The following is a 21,890-nucleotide window of genomic DNA, read 5'->3' as shown; positions in this document are numbered from 1 at the left end:
GGCGCTGTTCAGCCGGCAAGCCAAGGGTATGTAGCAATAGTAGCAGCTTTACCGTGAATCGGGATTCAGAAGGATTGTTTCAAATGGTGACAAAATTGTTTAGCAGCGGTGAATTACCAGGGAAGGTTGTTCAGTACAAACCAGGAAGTGCCCACGGTGGCCAGGATCGCCACCAGTGCCAGCAGACCATCCCGAGCTACAATGGCCAGGCCAAAGGCCATCAGGGCAATGCCGGCACCGTTGGCGCTGAATGGAATGATCTCCATCAGTGGCATGGCAGCGGCCACGGCCATGCAAATGATGGCGATAACGTACTGGCCCGGCCCTCGAACCAGCCAGAGTAGCCGCTGTTTCGTCCATCGATCCATAAAGCGGGCGGGCCTGGCCATCCAGTCCAGGCCCTTGGCAAGCTTTTCTCTCTCAATGTTCCGGCGCGCCAGCTTGGACGGAATCCAGATCGAGTGGCGCCTGAACAACAGTTGCCCCAGTGTCAGCAGCACCATCAATCCCAGCAGGGTGGGCACCCCGGGAATGTCACCAATCAGCGGCGCCAGGGTGATCACGCCGGCAACCAGAACCAGGGGGCCGAATGAGCGCTCACCGACGGCTTCCAGTACATCGCCCACCGACACCTGAGCCTTTCCTGCGGTGTTCACTCGGAGGCGCTCCAGAAGCTCTGTCAGGCTGGCTGGGTCGTCTGGCTGGTTCATAATGTTGGTCGAGCCTCCTTTCCGATGTGTTTCAGACACTACCCTGATTCAGCAGCGATTGCATGACCAGAGGATGACGGAAGAGTTAGCACCGGCGCTGTAGTCGATGCTGGATGATGGCACCTTTGCATCAATCGCGAATCGGTATGTCTGCGTGGCTGCCTGCGCTGGGTTGTCAGAAACTGAAGATGACCCAAAGGCTTGTTCTCTGGCAGGCCTGTAGGCATTAGCAAATCTGGCATAGGCGAATGAAAAAAGCCGGAGGGTTGCTCCGGCGTCTTTGTCTTCAGGATTGGGTCATCATTCGCCAGTTTCAGTAGCGCCGACACCACCCTGATAGTTGGCAGGAATAAATTCGAAGCCCTGGTCAGCGCTTTTCAGGTGCCCGAGGCCGGGAAACGAGAGATGAGCGGAGCCTACCCAGTACCCGGCTTCCTGAGCGTCGGCAAAGGCCTGTGCGCGAGACTCCACTGCCTGTTCACTGTTCACATCGAACTGGATGGCAATGTCCGGCTGCGAGAACTGAACCGCTGCCACGTGAATCAGGTCGCCCCAAAGCATCAGCGTGTTGTCCCCGCTTTCAACCTTGTAAAGGCTGTGGCCCGGGGTGTGCCCGCTGGCGGACACTGCAGAAATACCCGGCACCAACTCCTGGTCTTTGTTGAAAGGCTTGAACTGGCCGGATTCGACATACGGGTTCAAAGAGGCCATCGCGCCTTTGAAAAAGCCCTTCGAACCTTCATCAGCGGCCTTCAGGTTGTCTTCGTTCAGCCAGAAATTCTGGTCTTCCACGCTGGCGCGAACAATGGCATTGGGGAACACAATCTCACCGTCTGACACCAAACCGCCAACATGGTCCGGGTGCATGTGCGTGATGTAGATTTCATCGACATCTGCCGGCTCGTAACCGGACGCCTTCAGGTGCTCAACGAGTTTTCCGAGTGTCGGCCCGAACAGACTGCCGGCACCGGTATCCACCAGCACCAGATGGTTGCCGGTGTTGATCAGATAGCCGTTAACGGACGTGTCGAGCGGGGCAGAGAGGAAGTTGTCCGCCAGGGTGTTATGCACGTGTTCTTCGGTGGTGTTCAGCAACAGTTTATCCACCGGCAGCTTGACGGTGCCATCAGACAGGGCGGTGATTTCGAAGTTGCCGAGCATGGTGCGGTAATAGCCCGGAGCCTGCTCTTTTACCATCGGAGCCTCTGCCTGCGTGGCGGCCGCAAACAGAACACCGGCGGTCAGGCCGGTAATGCGAGTCAGCATGGTAGGCATACGTAATCCCTCTTCCGTCATGTAAACAGAATGAATGTTTGGGTGTGGGAGTAATCTTCGTTGAGGGAACCAGTTTAGACCACTCCGGCCGGGCACAAAAAAGGCCTCGTCGTGGGACGAGGCCTTTTGGTTGTTTGGTGGAGACGATGGGAATTGAGCCCGATGCCGCAGGCTTTCGCAGGAACACAGTAATCCACTATCACCGTTAAAACAGGCGCTTGGAAAAACGGGAGACCACTCAACACCACAACAAATCACACCAGCGTGGACACTTTGTTGACACCTTTCGTTACCGAAACTTCCTCCCATCTTTTCCTTGAAATCGCTAGTATGCTTATGAACTTGATGTGTATTTACAGGATCAAAGGAGCTGATTGTGAGATTTACAGGGACGGTTTTCGCTGTACTCGTTGCTAACTTGCTGACCATCGCGCTCTTGTCTGGTGCGTACTACTACCTCCAGTCCGATCAAGGACAGATGATGCTCTATGAAATGGGGCTTCATTCCCTATTCATCCCTGTGCTCGGATCTCCTGTAAGCAACGTCCAAGATCAGGTTTTTCAGGACAGTTATACACAGAAAAGACTGTCAGATATGAAGCCTATGACGGTTACGCCACGTTCCACGACTTCAACTTCCCAGGCATCTTCCTCGAACAAGTCCCTTCAGCCTTCCCAAGAGAGGAAGCGAAATTTATCTGCTATTCGGTCTAGCCTGGAAATGTGCCGTTTCTGGAATGCTGAGTATCGAAAAGATGGGAGCTCTCAGAGCAAGCAATTCCGGGATGCTGCATGCACTCGCTATGAGCGCTTTTCAGGGCGAGACAGCAGCAACGTAGTAAACCTTGCTTCATCTTCATCGGTATCTTCGAATCCAAGTTATCAGGAGCGACAGGAACGAAGGAAACGCAAGCTTGAAGAACAACGCAAGGCTGAAGAGAAAGCCGAGCATGGGGAATACTGCCAAGGGTTGAGGGAGGAGATAGATCATTACGATTCACTGCTGAGGCGAGGTGGCAGTGGCTACTACGTAGCCCGTTGGAGAAGGGAGAGAAGGGAGGTTAGCCTTGAGTATTCCCGAAAGTGCCTCTTAGGTCAGTAAGGTTGTAAGCTATCTCTCACGACGATCAGGGACTTTTATTCTGTTCTTATTCGCGGAGCCTGACAGACTAGTGGCCGAGTCATCCGATTAGGACGACCAGAGCTCACCGCCGGCAAGGATGCCTGGCAAGTGCGACACCTGCATAGTGGTGTGACTGGTCAGGGAGAGGTCTGGCACTAGCTCCAGATAATTGATCTGCTCCGTTGTCTGCATAGTTGTCTCAGTACAGCGCACAGAAAGCCTCAGCGCTAAAAAGTAAAATTTCCAGTGAATAATTAGCGCGTGCTAGTCTTGTAAACGAACTTGTCTGGACGACAGGTGGACTTTAATAAAGATAGGACTCAGTTGATGTTTTCCAGGTTCTTGCTGTTCACGCCGCTTTTTTTCGCCGCCTGCGCATCTCACCCCCCAGTTTCTCTATCTGAAGACGATTATCTGGAAAAACAGTTGGTTGGGAAATGGGACTGTGTACTTGATCTGTCTTCTCCAGAAGCGGAGATCCTTATTGAGTCTACAGACGCTTATGTCGCGAATGGACGCTATACATCGATTGGTTCTTTGACTGTTAGTTTTTCGCAGTTAGGAGAAGAACTCGTCCTTTCGCTTACGGATGTGGGCACCTGGGAAATAATCGACGGAGATCTAGTTTCTGTTGCTGAGGAGACTCGTCTAAGAGTGGTTGGCCATCCGGACATTGAGGATCAGTTCAGGCTTGATGACTTTTTTCCAAAGGGCATGAGTGCGGCTGGTAAGATAATTGACTTGAACGACGACATTTTCGTTATGCGAACTTTTGATGATTTGCCTGATCAGAAGTGTGTTCGAGTAGGCCCCTGAGATGGTCGGCTGAGCTATCAGAATTGGGCTTATTGAGTTCACCTTTGCAAAGGATTCCTGAGAAGCTCGACACCTGCAGAGTGGTGTGACTGTTTGGCGTAGAATTTCTCGGCAAAGCTTTCGAAAAAGGTCAGGCTTTTTTCTGAGTCTTTTTCCTTACGGAAGTTTGGTGGTCGGATGTACCGCGCTTATGTAAGATGTGCAGCACTCTGGTCGCATGCTTAACATGCATTCTTGTAGCGAGGTTGCGGCGTCCGTTTTTATAGCTTGTTCGTATTTTGTGCTAGCCAGCAGCTGTTCATCATGGTCTAAAGTTGCTTCGGGCGATTTTCTCGTTCATGGCTGTCCGCGGTTTTGATTTGGAACACTCCGCAACCACTCATCATGGTGTGGACTAAGGAAGAAGTAATGGGAGAACATCCAGAATTTCGAAACCCTCCTATAAAAGAGGCTATTATCGACATCCAGATCAGTACTCCTGAATTTGATGTCTCTAAGCTATATGCGAAAGATCAGCTTGTAGAGTTTGGCTTTTCAGAGTGCAAGCCATTATTTTCAAACGAATTTATCCTAAAGTCAGATGGCAACGGTTTCATTCAGGATGGAGACCCGAAAAAGGCTCTGATCGGGTACCGTTTTGACTGTGAGGAGGATGGTTTCGTTGCACAGTTCAGGAAGTCAGGCTTTACTTTTAGTAAAGTGGGCCCATATTGTGGCTGGGAGACATTCAGAAATCGCGCAAAACAGCTATGGTCTGTGTACGCCGGGTTAATCCAAGATTTTAAGTTTAGGCGCATCGCGGTTCGCTACATCAACATTCTCGAGCTACCATTCGAGGACAGTGGCAAAGTTGAGGTTTCTAACTATTTGGTGAATGATCCTAAAACTCCAATAGGTTTGCCAAATGATTTCAGCGGATTCTTTTCTAAAGTCGATGTGAATATAGCTGAGTTGAAGAGCGTGGCAGTTGTTACTCAAGCGCCGCAAGAGCGCAAGGGAGATGTGCTGCCAGTCGTTCTAGATATCGATGTATTCAGGTTGGCAGCCGAGCAGTTTACAGAAAACGAAGCTTGGGAGTTTATTGAAAAGCTTCGTGTCGTAAAAAACGACGCTTTTGTCGGTAGCATAACTGATCAAATGAAGGAGCGATTTAACTGATGACTGCGATTACAGCAAGTGTTTTGAGGGGGGCGACAGAAGGTTCCTCTACTCACGCTGCCAGTGAGCTCGATTCATACCTTCGATCAGTTGGTAATGACGCCATCAATCATTTCCGCGCGAGCTTTACGAACAAATCTCGCGAGGAAGTGTTGCTGGAAGATATTGCTTTGACTACTAGTCGCTGCTTTAAAGCGGATTGGGATGGGTATGGGGCTGCCCCTATTTCGCGCAATGCTTTGACGTTAGCAAAAAGATTCGTTGATTACGTTATTACGTTACCTTTGCCAGAGGTCACACCTCATCCAGATGGTGAAATTGCATTTGACTGGTATGGTGACAGCGAATCAGTCTTCTCTATTAGTTTTGGTGATGGAAGGATTAACTACGCAGGACGATTTGACAAAGGATCTGTAGTTCATGGCTGTGAGAGTATGGATTCGCTCGATTTTGAGCTTGTTGAAAGGATGGTTCGGCGCATTTTCCAAAGTTAGTCAAAAGAAAACGAGTGGGGCTCCCCACCCAATTTCTGATGGTGAGGTTCTCGCCAGATTTGTTTTCGATAAGCAGCACATTAGAAAGTCACCATCTTTGGCGATAAAGCCCGCTGCCTTCCTTCCAAATCCTACGGATATGCGTACATCCGTCTTCAGAAAAGACTATATGGATGAAAGCTATTACAGCGTTGTGATGAATAAAGTGTCTCAGGCTAGGGGAGGTCGGAAAATTAAGGCCACGGCTCTGGTGGTAGCAACAGATGTCATTGCGGCAGGAGTAAAGGTTACCCCGGAAGAAACTGAGCACAAGTGGCATGCTGATATCGAAAGTTGGCCAGAGGAAAAACACGAGCGTATGCGGATTGCCCAGGAACTTGCTGCAAAGTCGGTTCTAGAACAGTGAGTTTATGCAACATGTACCTAATGGGTAGCTTTTGGCGCATTTTCTGAAAACGTACTAACCACCTGCAACTGTAAACATCCCCGTTTCAGCTGAACCGGCTGAACGAAATTGAATTCGACAACCCGATCAAGAACGTCGATATGATCCGCCTGGATGAAAGGGAGCTATCTTGGCTCACGGTCCAGCAGATAAGGCATCTTCTCAAAACCATCGAGGACTTTAGTCAGAATCCACACGTTCACCTTCTGACCAGAATTTGCTTGGCAACCGGTTCAAGGTGGAGAGAGGCTGAGATTCTGCAACTGCGTCACGTCCAGGAAGGGAAGCTTACGTTCGTGAACACCAAGAGCGGAAAGTCGAGGTCGGTTCCAGTCAGCGAAGAGCTGTTTGAGGAAATACGAAAGCATCTGAAAGAGCAGGGAGGTTTCAGCTTTTCGTTATCTGCATTTCGTCGTGCTCTCGTTAAATCGGGTATTCAGCTTCCTGCGGGTCAAGCTGCCCATGTAATGAGGCACACTTTCGCAAGTCACTTCGTGATGAATGGAGGCGATATTCTCATTCTGCAGAGAATCCTCGGCCACTCAAGCATCATTATTACTATGAGGTATGCGCACCTTTCTCCCACACACCTTGAAAGCGCTTGTGTGCATGGACCTAGGTTTGAAGATATTTAAATTCTTCGAGCTGTTTGACGATTTCGTCTGCTGTTGGGAGCTCAGATAGGTTTTGTCGTATCGATTTCAGCTTTTCTCCTGACTCCTTGCCTAGCAGTCTTAGCAGATCTGACCTCTGATCTTGGTTCAAGGGCGCCATGTTGCTGGACATTGCGTTAAGGGCAATTTCTTTGATCCGTTGTTGGGCGTAATCAAAGTTCTTTACAACATCTAGGCTGTGACGGAGCACTTTGATCTTAATGCTCCAGTCGTATATTTCCTGTGTGCTTTCATTTTCGCTGAAGAACGTCGAAGCGGAGTACAAATGGGACATGGTGATGCCGAGGTTTTGGACCTGACTGGACAGAGTCTCAATGTCTTTATTGATAATCAGGTCCACAATCTCGAGTTCGAATTCGTCTGCAATGGCCTGTTTCAGTTCAGCGACATCATTTAGTACCGACCCGATGTGTTCGCGGTTGTCCCAAGTAACCTTGCCCACTTCAGCTTTGAGGTTGGCGATCAACGTTGTTAAATATTGCTTTTCAATCCATTCGAACTCGAAATCGAGATAACCTTTTCTGGCGTTGGGGAATAGAGCTTGGTACACCTTTTTTTCTTTCGCTGCAAAAGAGTAGGAACCGTCCAATATTCCCTCATCATCCAAAAATTTGCCGAAGTATTCTTTGTGTTTGATGTAGTTTGAAAAGGTGTGTTGTTGCTGTTGTGATTCTATTTGTCTCGCAGACTGAATGGATCTGTGGTGAGAGGCAATTAACGCTCCAAAAGGTATCGCCAAACTCGCCATCCCAATAGGTAGCTTGAATAGTGCAATAAAGTTGTTGAAGCCGTTTAACGTCCAATCAGCCTCGACAGGAGAGAAAAAGTATCCGATCAGACCCACTATTAAAGCAGCGATTGCCGGTCCGTAGATCGCTGTTCGAAACATTCGGGTGTCGTGCAAATGGTTTGTCGCTTCCATGGGTTCGCCGATCTTTTCCCATATTCGGCGTATTCCCTCTCTAGTTGTGGCCATATCGTGGACATTCCGTTGTATTCTGAAGGGTCTGAAACGAAAAAAGCCCCTGAAATCAGGGGCTTTCTCTTGGTTGTTTGGTGGAGACGGCGGGAATTGAACCCGCGTCCGCCAGTACTCAGCCTTGAGGTCTACATGTTTAGCGTCTCTCGATTGATTTAAGTTCAAGCGACCCGAGAGCCAGGGTGCAAGAACCGAGTTCTTTAAATCTTAGCCGTTAACCAGTGAACTCTGGGTAACGGAGCATCCCGTAAGCGATGACGTCCTGAGATGTTGCTTCCGGGCTACGGGCGACCCGGTCAGGACGACTAGCAGCTTACGCTGCTAGTGCGTAGTTTTCGTCGTTTGCGACTATTGCGTTGCAGCTTTGGATTAACGAGATTGGCTGCCATCTCGACATGCACTCAAGGGTTCGCCACCGGCGTCGAAGCCATGTCGTCCCCTTATGATCAGTATATGTGTCCGGTTTGCCGGACTTCAAGGTTTGTTTGTTGCAGTTTTGTCCCTGGAGGGCTGTATATGTACCTACAGCCCTAGCTGGCCTTGCGTTCGATGGCATCCTGCCGGCCGGCCAGAGCCGCGTGGCTCAGGGCCTCGAAGCTTTCCCGGAAGTAATTCATCACGGCATCCGGGTCGGCGTGAATGGCTTTGTCCACGGTGATGCCGAATTGCACGGTGCCGGCGTAACTGAGGATGCTCATGCCGATTCCGATGCTGCCGCTCTGAGGTACCCAGAACATGGGCTGGGTCAGCTTGCTGCCCGCCAGGTACAGGGGCTCTTTCGGGCCGGGTACGTTGGTCAGCACGGCAGAGGCCTTGTTGCTGAGCAGGTCCAGCGCCCTTCGTTCAATAACATCGGGGCCCCGGCCGAAGATATCAAGCAGGCTGTAGGTAACCTGGGCCTGATAGGACTGCTTGAGGCGGTTCATGTTCTCCTGCACCTGCCGGAAGCACATGAGCGGGTCCATCACTTCCACCGGCAGGGTAACCAGTACCAGGCCGAACTTGTTGCCAAGGGTTTCTATGGGCTGATCCAGAGGCCGAAGGTTGAACGGCACCGCCACGCGAATTCCGCACTCGGGAATCGTCTCCTTATGGGCTGCAAAATGCCGCTGCAAGGCCCCTGTGACTGTGCAGAGCAGGGCATCGTTAATGGTGCCGCCGAGGGCCTTGGCGCAGGCTTTTACTTCGGCAAGATCGAGAGGATCGGCCCAGGCCACCTGCTTGCGCCCGGATAGTGGTTCCTTCAATCCGGTTTTGGGCTCTACCGGGGCCAGGCCAAGCTTGAGCAGGTCGAAGGCGACGCCGCTGGCGGTAGTGGCCAGTTTCAGGGGGTAGTTGGGCTCATCACGCACGGATTGAATGAACAGTTTCGCCTGATTGGTCGCCGTTTGCGCACTGTCTACGGCACGGTGCAGGAAGCTCTGGATTGCCGATCTCTGGCGGGGTTTGGAGCGGCGTTTGCGAGCCACTTTGCCGAGCCTGGGTTCCGGCGTTTTGTCGGTGAGTGACAGCATCACCCGCACTAGTGAAATGCCATCGGCAATGCAGTGGTGAATGCGGATCAGCAGCGCGCCGCCGTCGCCGTAATTGTCGATGTAGTGCATTTGCCAGAGCGGTTGCCGGAAATCCAGGGACGTGCTGTTCATGTCACTGACCAGCTTCTGGAGCTCGGCCTTGTCGGCTTTGCCCGGCAGGGCGATGCGGTGCAGGTGGTTGTCCAGGTCGAACAGGGGGTCGTCCTGCCAGTAGGCCCGGTCTCCGGTGTCGATGACCCGTTGCTTGAACCGGTTGAAACAGAGAAACCGTTCTTCGAGGGTGTGCCTGAGGCGGCTCATCGAAAGCGGCTTTTCCAGCGTCCACACGCCACAGATCATCATGGGGTTCTGGGGCGAATCCATGCGCAGCCACGCGCGATCCACGGCAGACATTGGTATCTGTTTGGGTGACATAAGCGGCTCCCTTTGCCCTGCACCGGAATTCCCGAGTATAGGCCTGTTGGAATTCTGAACAAAGAGAGTGAGTATGCGACATACCTGTGCGCGCCGGCCATGACCGGCGTCAGGTATTTGTTAATTCTTGGGGAGTGGAATCAAACGTTGGCTTCGCGCAGGATTCGCTGCTTCTGGCGGTTCCAGTCGCGCTCTTTCTCCGTGGCGCGCTTGTCGAACAGTTTCTTGCCTTTCACCAGGGCAATTTCGCACTTCACCTTGTTGTTCTTCCAGTACAGTGCCAGCGGAATGCAGGTGTAACCGGCCTGGTTCACCTTGCCGACAATCTTGGCAATCTCCTTGGCGTGGAGCAGAAGCTTGCGGGTGCGCGTGGGGTCTGCGATCACGTGGGTGGACGCCGCAATCAACGGGGTAATGTGAGAACCGAGCAACCAGGCTTCGCCGTCCTTGAGCAGCACATAGGCGTCCACCAGCTGGGCCTTGCCGGCACGGAGGGATTTCACTTCCCAGCCCAGCAGGGCGAGGCCCGCTTCAAAGCGTTCCTCGATGTGATACTCGTGTTTCGCCTTTTTGTTCAGCGCAATGGTGTTGCTCGGCGTTCCGGGTTTTTTCTTGCTCATGAATCAATGAATCCGGGGTCGGACGAATGAACGGGCCGGCCTTGCTGCAGCCGGAAAAAGGCGCATTGTAGCCCAACAGTGCCAGACCGGTCACGAAATCAGCGTTGTGGCGGCTTCTGGTTCGTGCGCCGGGGGATCCTTCAGCTACAATACTGGCCCAGACCTTCTCCCCGACCTGCTCAGAGGCCTCAGGGACGCGAATGCCTACGCCGTATCAGACACATATCGGGTCCTTTACCCGAAAATCAACCTTCTTCTGGGCCGCCGTGGGCGCTACCGTGGGCCTTGCCAACCTTTGGCAGTTCCCTTATCTGGCCAGCCTGCATGGTGGTGGCCTGTTCATCCTGCTTTATCTTGCCTGCCTGTTGCTGGTTACCCTGCCGCTGATGGTCACCGAAGCGGCCATTGGTCGGTATGCCCGTCACGGAATTGTCCTGGCTATGGATGGGCTGATCCGGAGTGCCAAGCAGTCCCGGGCGTGGATGGCGGTTGGCCGGCTCAGCATACTGGCAGCCTTTCTGGTGCTCTCGTTCACTGCAGTATTCGGCGCCATTGCACTGGCTTACGTGTTCTTCGGGGCGCTTGGCCGGTTTTCCGGTGCCGGTGAGTCAGAGGCAACCGGCATTCTGGCGGGCCTGGTGTCAGATCCGAGGGAATACCGGATATTCATGGGGTGGCATGTCTTTTTTCTGCTGCTAGTGCTCTGGGTCTCGGCGCAGGGTGTCGTGAAAGGGTTGGAGCGGGCGCTGCGGGTGGTGGTGCCCGGCGCCCTCGTGCTGATGCTTGTGCTCTTTGCCCTGGCCGCCTGGCACGGGCGGATCGATGGTGCCATCGATCACATCCTGGCAATGCATCCGGAGAATCTTTCCTGGGAGAGTCTGAAGGCGGCCCTGTTCCATGCCTTTTTCACGCTCGGCCTCGGGATGGGTGTCTGGGCGATACTGGGTTCCTACACCACGCCCCATACCCGCCTGAAACGCTCCATTCTGGCAGTGGTGCTGATGGATACCCTAGTGGCCATCGTCGCGGGCCTGATGATTTTCGCGATTGCAACCGACGGCAACAGCTTTGACGGTGAGCGGGGCTTCAGCCTGCTGTTTGTCTCTATGCCGGTAACACTGGCCCAGTTGCCGGCAAGCCAGTTCGTCATTGCGGCCGTATTCCTGTTGGTGGTGCTGATCGTATGGACCACGTCGCTGAACCTGCTTGAGCCGATTGTTGGCTGGTTCCGGGAGTGGACGGGCGCGCCGAGAAGTCTGTCGGTGCTGCTTATCGGCCTGGCGGTTTGGCTGGCGGGGCTCGCATCCCTGCTGTCGTTTAACGCATGGGCCGAACAGCGGGTTGGCGGCGCTACGCTGTTCCGTTGGCTTGAACTGGTCACCGGTGGCTTGCTGATTCCTATGGTGGCAATCCTGATCGCCCTGTTTACTGGTTGGTGCCTGACCCGGCATCTTTCCGGTACCATGCTGGGCGCTGCACCGAGGCTGTTCGCAGGCATCTGGTTCTGGGTGATGCGCTTGGTGCTGCCATTGGTAGTAGCCTGGATCGGCGTGCAATACACGGCCTTTTCCCTGGTTAACCTGTGCAGTAACGGTAATGCGGCGGCCTGGTGCGAGCAGCCTGCCGCCATGATTTCTGAGGACGGTGCGGCGCCACCGAAAGATCGCCCATTTGCCCCGACAGGCGCGAAATCTGATCAGAATACGGCTGAGGGCGACAAGACGGCGCCTGCAGCGGAGCAGAAATTGCCGGGCGAAGAGAGCGATGATGGTAAGTCAGGCGAAAAAGCCCCAAAACAGGACGATATCCTTTATCATAGCGTGTGATTAAGGCTGTCTTCCTTCCCAGAAGTCCGCAATCTTTATCACAGCGTGTTTGCAAGCAGGACAACCGGTTCCAATGCCCCATCAGATTGATAAAACAGCTTTGGTTATGCACTCCGCCGAGCGCATGTTTCACCTGGTCAATGACATTGCCCGTTATCCGGAGTTTTTGCCATGGTGCGCGGGCGCGGAGATTCACGAGCGGCAGCCGGAGCAGGTTACTGCGTCTCTGGAGATTGCCAAGGGTGGAGTGCGCCACAAGCTGACTACCTGCAATCAGTTGCTGATGCCAGAGGCGATCGAGATGAACCTGGTGGACGGCCCTTTTCGTAACCTGACCGGCCGCTGGCATTTCAAATCCCTGGACGAGAACGCATGCAAGGTGATCCTGACCCTGGAGTTCGAGTTCTCCGGATCGCTTTCAAGGATGACGTTCGGGCCCGTTTTCAGCCAGGCGGCCAATACCATGGTGGATGCGTTCTGTCGCCGTGCTGATGAGCTTTACCGGAAGGAGGGAGCATGATGCAGGTGGAAGTGGCCTATGCCCGGCCTGACCGCCAGGAAATTGTGCCGGTGAACGTGCCGGAGGGAACCACGGCTCTTGAGGCGGCCAAGCTCTCTGGAATCACCGATATTTTTCCGGAGATTGATCCCGATACCATCGATATGGGTGTGTTCGGAAAGGTTATTAAAGACCCGGCTGCCCACGTGCTTCGCGAAGGCGACCGGGTGGAGCTGTATCGCCCGCTCAAGATCGATCCGAAGCAGGCGCGACTGAACCGGGCGAAAAAGAAAGACCAGGCTCAGTAGGCCGGGGTTTCCTCGAGCAGCTGGGCCTCGTAATAGGCGTACTGGTCGTTTTCGTAGTAAACGATGATTCTTTGTTCCTGGATGTCCCCGCCCTCTCTCTGGAAGGTATAGACATAGTATTCGCGGGAGGGGTCAACCGGGTTCAGCATGAGGGGCGTTCCCATTACGGCGTGCACCTGGCTGCGGGGCATGCCTTCGGTCAGCTGCGTCAGCTCCTCATCGGTAACGATGTTTCCCTGCTGGACGTTGATTTTGTAGACGCCCGGGAATACGCAACCGGATAGAACGAAAGTGAGAATGAGAGCTGTGAGCTTTTGCATCGCCGGGGGAAATCCTCTATCTTGAAATCGCCTGCCAGAGGCAGGTGTGACACGGGTTGACCGTTCAATGGCGGCTCCATCATACCGGAAGCCGTGAGGCACACCAAAGAGTGAATAGTAACATGTCATCTGAAAACGCCGAATTACGAAAAGTCGGTCTGAAAGTGACGCTGCCACGCGTGAAGATCTTCAATATTCTGGAGACAGCAGAGGAGCATCATCTCAGTGCCGAAGATGTGTACAAGAAGCTTCTGGAGCAAGGCGATGACGTGGGGCTGGCAACAGTCTACCGGGTTCTGACCCAGTTTGAGGCGGCGGGTCTGGTTCTCCGCCACAACTTCGAAGGCGGCCACGCCGTGTTCGAGATGGCTGGCGACGATCACCACGACCATATGGTCTGCACCCAGACTGGCGAGGTTGTCGAGTTCGTCGACGAGATCATTGAAGAACGCCAGAAAAAAATTGCCGAAGAGCACGGCTATGAAATCGTCGATCACAGCCTGATTCTTTACGTAAAGCCCATCAAGTCCTGAATCTGATCCGGTCGGCCTGACGAAAAAAGGGGCGGGTTTTGCCCGCCCCAACAGCTCTCAGGATCGAGAGGGGTAGTGGAAAGTAGCTCGCGGCTCAGTGATGGGTTGCCTGCCCCTTTGAAAACATCTCCCTGGCATGGGCAATCGTGTGCTCTGTCATATCCACGCCTCCCAGCATTCTCGCCACTTCACTGATTCTGCCCTGGTCATCCAGTGTCTCGATTTTCGAGAAGGTGGCATCGCGCTCGGTAAACTTGCTGACAAACAGGTGCTGGTGACACTGGGCCGCTACTTGCGGCAGATGGGTCACGCAAAGTACCTGGCCGTTGCTGCCAAGCGTCCGGAGTAGCCGGCCAACCACTTCGGCCGTACCGCCGCCAATGCCGACATCCACCTCATCGAAGACCAGCGTAGGCGTAGTGGAGGTCTGCGCTACCACCACCTGGATGGCAAGGCTGATCCGCGACAGCTCGCCGCCGGAGGCCACTTTGGCCAGTGGCCGCGCCGGCTGCCCGGGGTTGGCGCTGACCAGGAATTCAATCTCTTCCAGGCCGTGGGGTGCCGGTTCCTCGCCGTTGCTGCGATTCAGATGGGTAATGAACTGCATGTTGGGCATGCTCAGCTGGGCAAGCTCGGCTGCGACCCGTTGGTCCAGCTCGGCAGCGGCTTTGGCGCGGGCCTCTGACAGCTTGCCTGCCAGTTCGTCGAAACGTCCGCGCTGGCTTTCCAGTTCTGCTTCCAGTTGTTCCAGGCTGCCTTCACCGCCGTCCAGTTCCGACAGTTCGGCGCTGAGGCGCTGATGCAGTTCCGGTAATTCCTCCGGAGTGATCCGGTGCTTTCGGGCCATCTGGTAAATGGCGCTCAGCCGTTCTTCAACTTCCGTCAGGCGAGCCGGATCGGCCTCATAGTCTTCGACAAAGTGGCGCAGGTTGTCGCCGGCCTCACTGATCTGGATCTGGGCTTCATTCAGCATCTGGATGGTGTCGGCCAATGCAGGCACATCTACGGGAAGCTGTTCCAGTTGCTGCAGCGCCTGGCGAACCAGGTCAGCCGCGCTGGTTTCATCTTCCGTGCAAAGCAGGGCCGCCTGGTGGCTGTTGTGCAGAACCGTGTCGGCCTGGCTCAGTTGGGCCTGCTCCTGTTCCAGCTGCTCCTGCTCGCCGTCTTCCAGAGCCAGGCGATCCAGTTCTTCCACCTGGTAACGCAGCAGTTGCAGCTTGGCCTCCGCTTCATCGGCATTCTGCTGGCGCTCGGTCAGCCGCTGGCGGACCTGGTTCCAGGTTTTCCAGGCTTCGCGGGTATCGGCGGCAAGAGCTTCAACGCCGGCAAACTCGTCCACCAGCTTGCGGTGGGTATCCTTGCGTAACAGGGACTGATGTTGATGCTGGCTGTGAATGTCCATCAACAGCCCGCCGAGTTCCTTCAGATGATTCAGCGGGCAGGGCTGGCCATTGATGTAGGCGCGGGAGCGGCCATCTTTGCTGATTACCCGGCGCAGAATGCAGTCGTTTTCGTCATCAAGCTCATGCTGGGCCAGCCAGTCTCCCGCCTCGGGAATGCTGGATACATCGAATGTGGCGGTGATATCGGCGCGCTTGGCGCCATGACGCACCGCACCGGCATCTGCGCGCCCGCCCATGGCCAGGCCCAGGGCGTCCAGCACAATGGATTTGCCGGCGCCGGTCTCGCCCGTGAGTGCTGTCATGCCCTTGTTGAACTGGAGTTCCACCCGTTCCGCAATGGCGTAATTGGAAACCGTAAGTTGAGTCAGCATGCAGATAACCTCCGCGTTCTTCCTGAGACCGGCAAAACACTGTGGATGTATACAGTGACTGTGAATATATACAGGGTTTTTGGTGTTTGCAAACCTGAGTAGGGGATTTTCTTCAGGAATGCAGGCATTGGTGGTTGAAACCTGAAGAGCGAGCCCCATATCCGTTCGCAACGACATTTTCCGGCTCGCCGCGGCCGGAGCCCATGTTTAACCGGCCACTGACAGCGGGCCGCTTTGGAACAAGCAGGAGTAGCCATGAGCACTGACGAGAACCGGAATGAGCACGAGGATCTGAGCGAAGCCCTCGAGGCTGCCAAAGAAGAAGCCCAGTCTGCTGAAACAGAATCTGGTGAGGGCGAAGTCTCCGAAGTGGAAGCGCTCAAGGCCCAGGTTCAGGAGTTTCAGGAGCAGATGCTGCGCTCCCAGGCGGAGATGCAGAACGTTCGGCGCCGTGCCGAGATTGATGTGGAGAAGGCCCACAAGTTTGCCCTGGAAAAGTTTGTGAAAGAGCTGCTGCCGGTTGCAGACAGTCTTGAAAAGGCGGTTGAAAGCACCGAAGGGCACGAGGAATCAGGCGAGCTGGTTGCCTCCATCCGCGAAGGCGTGGAGATGACCCTGAGCCTGTTCATGTCCAGCCTGAAGAAGTTCAACGTTGAGCAGATCAACCCCGTGGGCGAACCGTTCGATCCCCAGCAGCACGAAGCCATGTCCATGGTGCCTGCGCCGGATGCAGAGCCCAACAGTGTGGTTGCCGTGGTGCAGAAAGGCTATCTGCTGAATGGCCGTGTGGTACGTCCGGCCATGGTGATGGTCGCCAAAGCGGAAGATGCACCAAAAATTGATGAGCAGGCTTGAAAAGCCGATTAAAGCGCCAATATAGCCAGTAAATAGCGACAGCGGAGGCAAATGCCCTCCGGGAAAGCATTCAGAAGAATCGGAGTGACTCAATGAGCAAGATTATCGGTATCGATCTGGGAACGACCAACTCCTGTGTGGCCATCATGGATGGCGACAAGGTAAAGGTTATCGAGAACGCCGAGGGTGATCGCACCACCCCGTCCATCATCGCCTACACCGACGATGGCGAGACCCTGGTTGGCCAGTCAGCCAAGCGCCAGGCGGTAACCAACCCGAACAACACCCTGTACGCGATCAAGCGTCTGATCGGTCGTCGTTTCGAAGACGATGTCGTTCAGAAGGACATCAAGATGGTGCCCTACAAGATTACCAAGGCGGATAACGGTGATGCCTGGGTAGAAGTGAAGGGCGACAAAATGGCGCCGCCGCAGGTGTCTGCAGAAGTTCTCAAGAAGATGAAGAAGACTGCAGAAGACTACCTGGGCGAGAAAGTCACCGAAGCGGTTATCACCGTGCCGGCCTACTTCAATGATAGCCAGCGCCAGGCGACCAAAGATGCAGGCAAGATCGCCGGTCTGGAGGTGAAGCGGATCATCAACGAGCCGACCGCGGCTGCCCTGGCTTATGGCCTGGACAAGAAGAGCGGCGACCGCACCGTGGCTGTATATGACCTGGGTGGTGGTACCTTTGACCTGTCCATCATCGAAATTGCGGATGTGGACGGTGAGCACCAGTTCGAGGTTCTGGCCACCAACGGTGACACCTTCCTTGGTGGTGAAGACTTCGACCTGAAGATCATCGAGTACCTGGCAGACCAGTTCAAGAAAGACAGCGGTATCGACCTGCGCGGCGACTCCCTGGCGATGCAGCGTCTGAAAGAAGCTGGCGAGAAGGCGAAGATCGAGCTTTCCAGCAGCCAGCAGACCGACGTTAACCTGCCGTACATCACTGCAGATGCGTCCGGTCCCAAGCACATGAACGTGAAGCTGACCCGCGCCAAGCTGGAGTCCCTGGTGGAAGATCTGGTCCAGCGCAGCCTTGAGCCCTGTAAAGTGGCTCTGGAAGACGCAGGCATGAAGGCTGGCGAAATCGACGAGGTTATCCTGGTTGGTGGCCAGACCCGTATGCCGCTGGTTCAGGAAAAGGTTAAAGAGTTCTTCGGCAAAGAAGCCCGCAAGGACGTTAACCCGGACGAAGCCGTGGCCATGGGTGCTGCGATCCAGGCGGCCGTGCTGTCTGGCGACGTGAAAGACGTACTGCTGCTGGACGTAACCCCGCTGACCCTGGGTATCGAAACCATGGGTGGCGTGGCAACGCCGCTGATCGAGAAGAACACCACGATCCCGACCAAGAAGTCGCAGACCTTCTCCACTGCGGACGACAACCAGACTGCCGTGACCATTCACGTGGTTCAGGGTGAACGCAAGCAGGCGAACCAGAACAAGTCTCTGGGCCGTTTCGACCTGGCCGATATTCCGCCGGCGCCGCGTGGTGTGCCGCAGATCGAAGTTACCTTCGATATCGACGCCAACGGTATTCTGAACGTGTCCGCGAAGGACAAGGCGACTGGCAAAGAGCAGTCCATCGTGATCAAGGCCTCTTCCGGTCTGAACGATGACGAGATCGAGAAGATGGTTCGCGATGCCGAAGCGAATGCTGAGGAAGATCGCAAGTTCGAAGAGCTGGTCCAGGTGCGCAACCAGGGTGATGCAATGGTTCACGCCGTTCGCAAGACCCTGAAGGATGCTGGAGACAAGGTCAGCGACAGCGAGAAAGAGTCTATCGAGGCTTCCATTAAAGAGCTGGAAGAAGCTCTTGAAGGTTCTGACAAGGAAGACATCGAAGCCAAGACTCAGAAGCTGACGGAAGTCTCTTCCGAGCTGGCCCAGAAGATGTATGCAGATCAGGCTGATCAGGCGCAGCAGGCCGGTGGGCAGGAAGAAGCCCAGGGCCAGCAGTCTGACGACGCCGTCGACGCCGAGTTCGAAGAAGTCAAAGACGACGACAAGCGATAAATCTGACGTACATCAGGCAGTTGGAAAACGCGGGGAGCTCCCCGCGTTTTCCGCGTTTAAAAACAGGGTTTTAAAAGCATGGCCAAGCGCGATTATTACGAGATTCTCGGGATTTCCCGGGATGCGGACGAGAAGGAAATCAAGCGAGCCTACCGAAAGCTCGCCATGAAGTATCACCCCGACCGTAACCCGGACGACACCGAAGCCGAGAACAAGTTCAAGGAGGCCAGCGAAGCCTACGAAGTACTGGCAGAGCCGTCCAAGCGGGCTGCCTATGACCAGTTCGGCCACGCCGGTGTTGACGGCCAGGCCGGCGGTGGCGGGTTCGGAGGCGGCGGTGCCAGCTTCTCCGATATCTTCGGCGACGTATTCGGTGATATCTTCGGTGGTGGCGGTCGTGGCCGCAACACCCGTGGCGCCGATCTGCGCTACACCCTGGAGCTGGATCTGGAGGAGGCCGTAAAAGGCAAAACGGTCCAGATCAAGATTCCAGGACATCGTGAATGTGAAGTGTGCGAAGGCAGCGGTGCCGAGAAAGGCTCCCGCCCTGAAACCTGCGGTACCTGTAAGGGTATGGGGCAGGTGCGCATGCAGCAGGGTTTCTTTACCGTACAGCAGGCGTGTCCGACCTGTCGCGGCTCGGGCCAGATCATCAAGAACCCCTGTAAGGCCTGTCATGGCCAGGGTCGGGTTCAGGAAGAGAAAACGCTGTCGGTCAAGGTTCCACCCGGCGTCGACACCGGCGACCGCATCCGGCTCTCCGGCGAAGGCGAAATGGGCATCGATGGCGGTCCTCCCGGAGACCTGTACGTACAGATCGCCGTTCGCGAGCATTCCATCTTCACCCGCGATGGTCGCAACCTGTATTGCGAAGTACCCATCAGTATCGTTGATGCTTCCCTGGGCGGGGAGCTCGAAGTGCCGACACTGGATGGCCGGGTGAAGCTGAAGATTCCGGCCGAAACCCAGACCGGCAAGCTGTTCCGGCTCCGCAACAAGGGCGTCAGCCCCGTTCGTGGTGGCCCGGCTGGTGATCTCCTGTGTCGCGTGATCGTGGAAACACCGGTGAACCTGACCAAGCGCCAGAAAGAGCTGCTGGAAGAGTTTCAGAAAACCCTGGATGGCAGCAACGGCACCGAGCATGGCCCGAAGAAGAGCTCCTGGTTTGAGGGTGTCAAAAGCTTCTTCGACGAAATGAAATTCTGATCGGCCTGAAAAAGGAACGCGAGCATGAGGGTAGCAATCATCGGCGCCGCCGGGCGCATGGGAAAAGTCCTGATCGAAGCCGTTGACGGCACCGAAGGCCTTGAGCTGGGCGCCGCAGTCGTCGAGCCGGGCAGCAGCCTGATCGGCGCTGATGCCGGCGAGATGACCGGTATCGGCAAAACCGGCGTCAAAATGGCGGGCAGCCTGGCCGATGTGAAGGACGATTTCGACGTTCTTGTCGATTTCACCTTCCCGGACCTGACCCTTGAGAATGCCGAATTCTGCAAGGCCAACAGTAAAATGCTCGTGATCGGCACCACCGGCATGTCCGACGCTGAAAAGCAGCAGCTGGCACTGTCGGCCGAGGCCATTCCGGTGGTGTTCGCGCCTAACATGAGCGTGGGCGTTAACGTCGTCCTCAACCTGCTGCGCACCGCCGCCGCAACCCTGGGTGACGACTACGACGTGGAAATCATCGAGGCACATCACCGCCACAAGAAAGACGCGCCCTCCGGAACGGCCCTTCGCATGGGCGAGGTTGTCGCCGATGCTCTCGGGCGCGACCTGAAAGAATGCGCCGTCTACGGTCGCGAAGGTTTTACCGGGGAGCGTACTCGGAAGGAAATCGGTTTCGAGACCATTCGGGCCGGTGACGTGGTGGGTGACCACACCGTGCTGTTCGCCACCGAGGGTGAACGCATCGAAGTGACCCACAAGGCCAGCAGCCGGATGACCTTTGCCAAGGGTGCTATGCGGGCGGCATTGTGGCTCAAGGACAAGTCGGCGGGGCTTTATGATATGCAGGATGTGCTGGACCTTAAGTGAGGCCATTTCTCGTGGACACAAAGCGCCATATTTTTTACAATAAGGCGGTTTGACTGCACCAAGCGTACCTTTGCACAAAGTTTCTGAAAAAGCGGGACCGAGTTAAGACTCCGTCTCGCTTTTTTGCAACCTGAATTTGCGCTTGCGTTCCTGTTCGTGACGAACCGATACGCCACTCGATGAGGATACAAGCCTTGAGCACACCAGCAATCCTTGCACTCGCAGACGGAAGCCTGTTCTACGGAAGCGCCATCGGCGCCGACGGAGAAACCAGCGGTGAAGTGGTGTTCAACACCGCCATGACCGGCTACCAGGAAATCCTGACCGACCCGTCCTACTCCCGCCAGATTGTTACCCTGACTTACCCGCATATCGGTAACACCGGTGTGAACGAAGAAGACATCGAGTCAGACCGCATCCAGGCCGCCGGCCTGATTATTCGCGATCTGCCTCTGCTGGCCAGTAACTGGCGCAGCAAGGGAAGCCTGGACGATTACCTGCGAAGCAACAACATTGTTGGGATCGCCGACATTGATACCCGCCGCCTGACCCGCATCCTCCGGGACAAAGGCTCCCAGAACGGTGCCGTCGTGGCGGGCGAGAACGCCACCGCCGAGCGGGCACTGGAACTGGCCAAAGCTTTCCCTGGCCTCAAGGGCATGGATCTGGCGAAGGAAGTGACCTGCGAGAAAGTCTGGTCCTGGAATCAGACCGAGTGGAGCCTGGATAACGGCTACGGCGAGCAGGGCGAGAGCAAATTCAAGGTGGTTGCCTGGGATTACGGTGTAAAGCTGAACATCCTGCGCATGCTCGCCTCCCGCGGCTGCGACATCACCGTAGTGCCGGCCCAGACCCCGGCCTCCGAAGTGCTGGCGATGAATCCGGACGGCGTTTTCCTGTCCAACGGCCCCGGGGACCCCGAGCCCTGTGATTACGCCATCACCGCGATCAAGGAAGTGCTGGAAACCGAGATCCCGGTGTTTGGTATCTGTCTCGGTCACCAGTTGCTGGCCCTGGCCAGCGGCGCCAAAACCATGAAGATGGGGCACGGCCACCACGGCGCCAACCATCCGGTGCAGGATATCGCCAAGGGTACCGTGATGATCACCAGCCAGAACCACGGGTTTGCCGTTGATGAGGCAACACTGCCGGCCAATGTCGAGGCGACTCACAAGTCCCTTTTTGACGGGACCCTGCAGGGCATTCGCCGGACCGACAAGCCGGCCTACAGCTTCCAGGGCCACCCGGAAGCCAGCCCCGGTCCCCATGACGTGGCCCCGCTGTTTGACGAGTTTATCCGCCTGATGGAGACGCGATCGGCCTGAAGCCGATCGCCACGGAAAACTCACGGGCGCCGCATGCTGCGCTGCCAGAATTCAAAAGTTGCTGACAGGTTTACCAAGACATGCCAAAACGTACCGACATCCAAAGCATCCTGATCCTGGGCGCCGGCCCCATCGTGATCGGGCAGGCGTGCGAGTTT

22 protein-coding genes and 1 other RNA gene are annotated in these 21,890 nt (G+C 55.4%); 14 read left to right on the top strand and 9 right to left on the bottom strand.

Features of this window, described 5'->3' with window-relative positions; all coding sequences use genetic code 11:
* Positions 1 to 113 precede the first annotated feature (113 nt).
* The 3 genes from QZ534_RS14280 to QZ534_RS14270 form a co-directional block, all read right to left on the bottom strand.
* A complete protein-coding gene (locus QZ534_RS14280; RefSeq protein WP_296935214.1) occupies positions 114 to 710 on the bottom strand; it encodes an exopolysaccharide biosynthesis protein in 597 nt (198 codons plus the stop codon).
* A 300-nt stretch (positions 711 to 1,010) separates the two neighbouring features.
* Positions 1,011 to 1,985, bottom strand: a complete 975-nt coding sequence (locus QZ534_RS14275) for an MBL fold metallo-hydrolase (protein ID WP_296935213.1) — start codon at positions 1,983 to 1,985, stop codon at positions 1,011 to 1,013.
* A gap of 1,189 nt (positions 1,986 to 3,174) precedes the next feature.
* Positions 3,175 to 3,300, bottom strand: coding sequence for a hypothetical protein (locus QZ534_RS14270; RefSeq protein WP_296935212.1), 126 nt, complete (start codon positions 3,298 to 3,300; stop codon positions 3,175 to 3,177).
* A gap of 105 nt (positions 3,301 to 3,405) precedes the next feature.
* Here QZ534_RS14270 and QZ534_RS14265 point away from each other — a divergent pair, with 105 nt between their 5' ends.
* From QZ534_RS14265 to QZ534_RS14245, 5 genes are all read left to right on the top strand, one after another.
* Entirely contained in the window at positions 3,406 to 3,924 is a 519-nt protein-coding gene (locus QZ534_RS14265) for a hypothetical protein (RefSeq protein WP_296935211.1), read from the top strand.
* A gap of 408 nt (positions 3,925 to 4,332) precedes the next feature.
* Positions 4,333 to 5,082: a TIGR04255 family protein gene (locus QZ534_RS14260; protein ID WP_296935210.1), complete on the top strand. Its 750-nt coding sequence runs from the start codon at positions 4,333 to 4,335 to the stop codon at positions 5,080 to 5,082.
* Positions 5,082 to 5,576: a hypothetical protein gene (locus QZ534_RS14255; protein ID WP_296935209.1), complete on the top strand. Its 495-nt coding sequence runs from the start codon at positions 5,082 to 5,084 to the stop codon at positions 5,574 to 5,576. Before QZ534_RS14260 ends, QZ534_RS14255 begins: the two co-directional genes overlap by 1 nt.
* Positions 5,533 to 5,982 (top strand): hypothetical protein, encoded by a 450-nt coding sequence (locus tag QZ534_RS14250; protein ID WP_296935208.1) that lies wholly within the window; start codon positions 5,533 to 5,535, stop codon positions 5,980 to 5,982. Before QZ534_RS14255 ends, QZ534_RS14250 begins: the two co-directional genes overlap by 44 nt.
* 140 nt (positions 5,983 to 6,122) lie before the next feature.
* Complete coding sequence (locus tag QZ534_RS14245; protein WP_296935207.1) at positions 6,123 to 6,656, top strand: tyrosine-type recombinase/integrase; 534 nt, start codon at positions 6,123 to 6,125, stop codon at positions 6,654 to 6,656.
* Here the strand turns inward: QZ534_RS14245 and QZ534_RS14240 are convergent.
* From QZ534_RS14240 to smpB, 4 genes are all read right to left on the bottom strand, one after another.
* Positions 6,637 to 7,671, bottom strand: a complete 1,035-nt coding sequence (locus QZ534_RS14240) for a hypothetical protein (protein ID WP_296935206.1) — start codon at positions 7,669 to 7,671, stop codon at positions 6,637 to 6,639. The two genes, QZ534_RS14245 and QZ534_RS14240, sit on opposite strands and share 20 nt — an antisense overlap.
* 78 nt (positions 7,672 to 7,749) lie before the next feature.
* Positions 7,750 to 8,114: a transfer-messenger RNA gene (gene ssrA, locus QZ534_RS14235) on the bottom strand.
* Positions 8,115 to 8,204: 90 nt separating this feature from the next.
* Positions 8,205 to 9,623, bottom strand: coding sequence for a wax ester/triacylglycerol synthase family O-acyltransferase (locus QZ534_RS14230; RefSeq protein ID WP_296935205.1), 1,419 nt, complete (start codon positions 9,621 to 9,623; stop codon positions 8,205 to 8,207).
* Positions 9,624 to 9,763: 140 nt separating this feature from the next.
* Positions 9,764 to 10,243 (bottom strand): SsrA-binding protein SmpB, encoded by a 480-nt coding sequence (gene smpB / locus QZ534_RS14225; protein ID WP_064229984.1) that lies wholly within the window; start codon positions 10,241 to 10,243, stop codon positions 9,764 to 9,766.
* Positions 10,244 to 10,443: 200 nt separating this feature from the next.
* Between smpB and QZ534_RS14220 the strand changes: the two genes are divergently transcribed.
* The 3 genes from QZ534_RS14220 to QZ534_RS14210 all read left to right on the top strand — a co-directional run bounded on the left by QZ534_RS14220 (position 10,444) and on the right by QZ534_RS14210 (position 12,876).
* Entirely contained in the window at positions 10,444 to 12,069 is a 1,626-nt protein-coding gene (locus QZ534_RS14220; protein ID WP_296935204.1) for a sodium-dependent transporter, read from the top strand.
* Between the two features lie 73 nt (positions 12,070 to 12,142).
* Positions 12,143 to 12,589, top strand: coding sequence for a type II toxin-antitoxin system RatA family toxin (locus QZ534_RS14215; protein ID WP_296935203.1), 447 nt, complete (start codon positions 12,143 to 12,145; stop codon positions 12,587 to 12,589).
* Complete coding sequence (locus QZ534_RS14210) at positions 12,589 to 12,876, top strand: RnfH family protein (RefSeq protein ID WP_296935251.1); 288 nt, start codon at positions 12,589 to 12,591, stop codon at positions 12,874 to 12,876. Before QZ534_RS14215 ends, QZ534_RS14210 begins: the two co-directional genes overlap by 1 nt.
* On the opposite strand, the gene QZ534_RS14205 is transcribed toward QZ534_RS14210, so the two are convergent.
* Positions 12,870 to 13,196, bottom strand: a complete 327-nt coding sequence (locus QZ534_RS14205; RefSeq protein WP_053113044.1) for an outer membrane protein assembly factor BamE — start codon at positions 13,194 to 13,196, stop codon at positions 12,870 to 12,872. The two genes, QZ534_RS14210 and QZ534_RS14205, sit on opposite strands and share 7 nt — an antisense overlap.
* Positions 13,197 to 13,318: 122 nt before the next feature.
* Here QZ534_RS14205 and fur point away from each other — a divergent pair, with 122 nt between their 5' ends.
* Entirely contained in the window at positions 13,319 to 13,729 is a 411-nt protein-coding gene (gene fur, locus QZ534_RS14200) for a ferric iron uptake transcriptional regulator (RefSeq protein ID WP_296935201.1), read from the top strand.
* Between the two features lie 94 nt (positions 13,730 to 13,823).
* Here fur and recN read toward each other — a convergent pair whose 3' ends face one another.
* Positions 13,824 to 15,503 carry a DNA repair protein RecN gene (gene recN / locus QZ534_RS14195; protein ID WP_296935200.1) on the bottom strand — a complete coding sequence of 560 codons (1,680 nt, stop codon included), beginning with the start codon at positions 15,501 to 15,503 and terminating at the stop codon, positions 13,824 to 13,826.
* Positions 15,504 to 15,758: 255 nt separating this feature from the next.
* On the opposite strand from recN, the gene grpE reads away from it, so the two are divergent.
* The 5 genes from grpE to carA all read left to right on the top strand — a co-directional run bounded on the left by grpE (position 15,759) and on the right by carA (position 21,732).
* Entirely contained in the window at positions 15,759 to 16,358 is a 600-nt protein-coding gene (gene grpE / locus QZ534_RS14190; protein WP_296935199.1) for a nucleotide exchange factor GrpE, read from the top strand.
* 92 nt (positions 16,359 to 16,450) lie between these two features.
* Entirely contained in the window at positions 16,451 to 18,376 is a 1,926-nt protein-coding gene (gene dnaK, locus QZ534_RS14185; protein ID WP_296935198.1) for a molecular chaperone DnaK, read from the top strand.
* 78 nt (positions 18,377 to 18,454) lie between these two features.
* Positions 18,455 to 19,582 (top strand): molecular chaperone DnaJ, encoded by a 1,128-nt coding sequence (dnaJ, locus tag QZ534_RS14180; RefSeq protein WP_296935197.1) that lies wholly within the window; start codon positions 18,455 to 18,457, stop codon positions 19,580 to 19,582.
* Between the two features lie 24 nt (positions 19,583 to 19,606).
* Positions 19,607 to 20,407, top strand: coding sequence for a 4-hydroxy-tetrahydrodipicolinate reductase (gene dapB, locus QZ534_RS14175; protein ID WP_296935196.1), 801 nt, complete (start codon positions 19,607 to 19,609; stop codon positions 20,405 to 20,407).
* 194 nt (positions 20,408 to 20,601) lie between these two features.
* On the top strand, positions 20,602 to 21,732 hold the full coding sequence (gene carA, locus QZ534_RS14170) for a glutamine-hydrolyzing carbamoyl-phosphate synthase small subunit (protein WP_296935194.1): 1,131 nt from the start codon (positions 20,602 to 20,604) through the stop codon (positions 21,730 to 21,732).
* Positions 21,733 to 21,890 lie beyond the last annotated feature (158 nt).

The sequence above is a fragment of the uncultured Marinobacter sp. genome (genome assembly GCF_913055835.1).
In the GTDB taxonomy this organism is placed as follows: Bacteria; Pseudomonadota; Gammaproteobacteria; order Pseudomonadales; family Oleiphilaceae; genus Marinobacter.
Note: the sequence above shows the minus strand (reverse complement) of the source record. Positions and strands in the feature narration are given on the sequence as shown.

Coding starts and splice junctions, on each gene's coding strand:
- QZ534_RS14280 (WP_296935214.1), bottom strand. CDS start 710: ATGAACCAGCCAGACGACCCAGCCAGCCTGACAGAGCTTCTGGAGCGC.
- QZ534_RS14275 (WP_296935213.1), bottom strand. CDS start 1,985: ATGCCTACCATGCTGACTCGCATTACCGGCCTGACCGCCGGTGTTCTG.
- QZ534_RS14270 (WP_296935212.1), bottom strand. CDS start 3,300: ATGCAGACAACGGAGCAGATCAATTATCTGGAGCTAGTGCCAGACCTC.
- QZ534_RS14260 (WP_296935210.1), top strand. CDS start 4,333: ATGGGAGAACATCCAGAATTTCGAAACCCTCCTATAAAAGAGGCTATT.
- QZ534_RS14255 (WP_296935209.1), top strand. CDS start 5,082: ATGACTGCGATTACAGCAAGTGTTTTGAGGGGGGCGACAGAAGGTTCC.
- QZ534_RS14245 (WP_296935207.1), top strand. CDS start 6,123: ATGATCCGCCTGGATGAAAGGGAGCTATCTTGGCTCACGGTCCAGCAG.
- QZ534_RS14240 (WP_296935206.1), bottom strand. CDS start 7,671: ATGGCCACAACTAGAGAGGGAATACGCCGAATATGGGAAAAGATCGGC.
- QZ534_RS14230 (WP_296935205.1), bottom strand. CDS start 9,623: ATGTCACCCAAACAGATACCAATGTCTGCCGTGGATCGCGCGTGGCTG.
- smpB (WP_064229984.1), bottom strand. CDS start 10,243: ATGAGCAAGAAAAAACCCGGAACGCCGAGCAACACCATTGCGCTGAAC.
- QZ534_RS14220 (WP_296935204.1), top strand. CDS start 10,444: ATGCCTACGCCGTATCAGACACATATCGGGTCCTTTACCCGAAAATCA.
- QZ534_RS14215 (WP_296935203.1), top strand. CDS start 12,143: ATGCCCCATCAGATTGATAAAACAGCTTTGGTTATGCACTCCGCCGAG.
- QZ534_RS14210 (WP_296935251.1), top strand. CDS start 12,589: ATGCAGGTGGAAGTGGCCTATGCCCGGCCTGACCGCCAGGAAATTGTG.
- QZ534_RS14205 (WP_053113044.1), bottom strand. CDS start 13,196: ATGCAAAAGCTCACAGCTCTCATTCTCACTTTCGTTCTATCCGGTTGC.
- fur (WP_296935201.1), top strand. CDS start 13,319: ATGTCATCTGAAAACGCCGAATTACGAAAAGTCGGTCTGAAAGTGACG.
- recN (WP_296935200.1), bottom strand. CDS start 15,503: ATGCTGACTCAACTTACGGTTTCCAATTACGCCATTGCGGAACGGGTG.
- grpE (WP_296935199.1), top strand. CDS start 15,759: ATGAGCACTGACGAGAACCGGAATGAGCACGAGGATCTGAGCGAAGCC.
- dnaK (WP_296935198.1), top strand. CDS start 16,451: ATGAGCAAGATTATCGGTATCGATCTGGGAACGACCAACTCCTGTGTG.
- dnaJ (WP_296935197.1), top strand. CDS start 18,455: ATGGCCAAGCGCGATTATTACGAGATTCTCGGGATTTCCCGGGATGCG.
- dapB (WP_296935196.1), top strand. CDS start 19,607: ATGAGGGTAGCAATCATCGGCGCCGCCGGGCGCATGGGAAAAGTCCTG.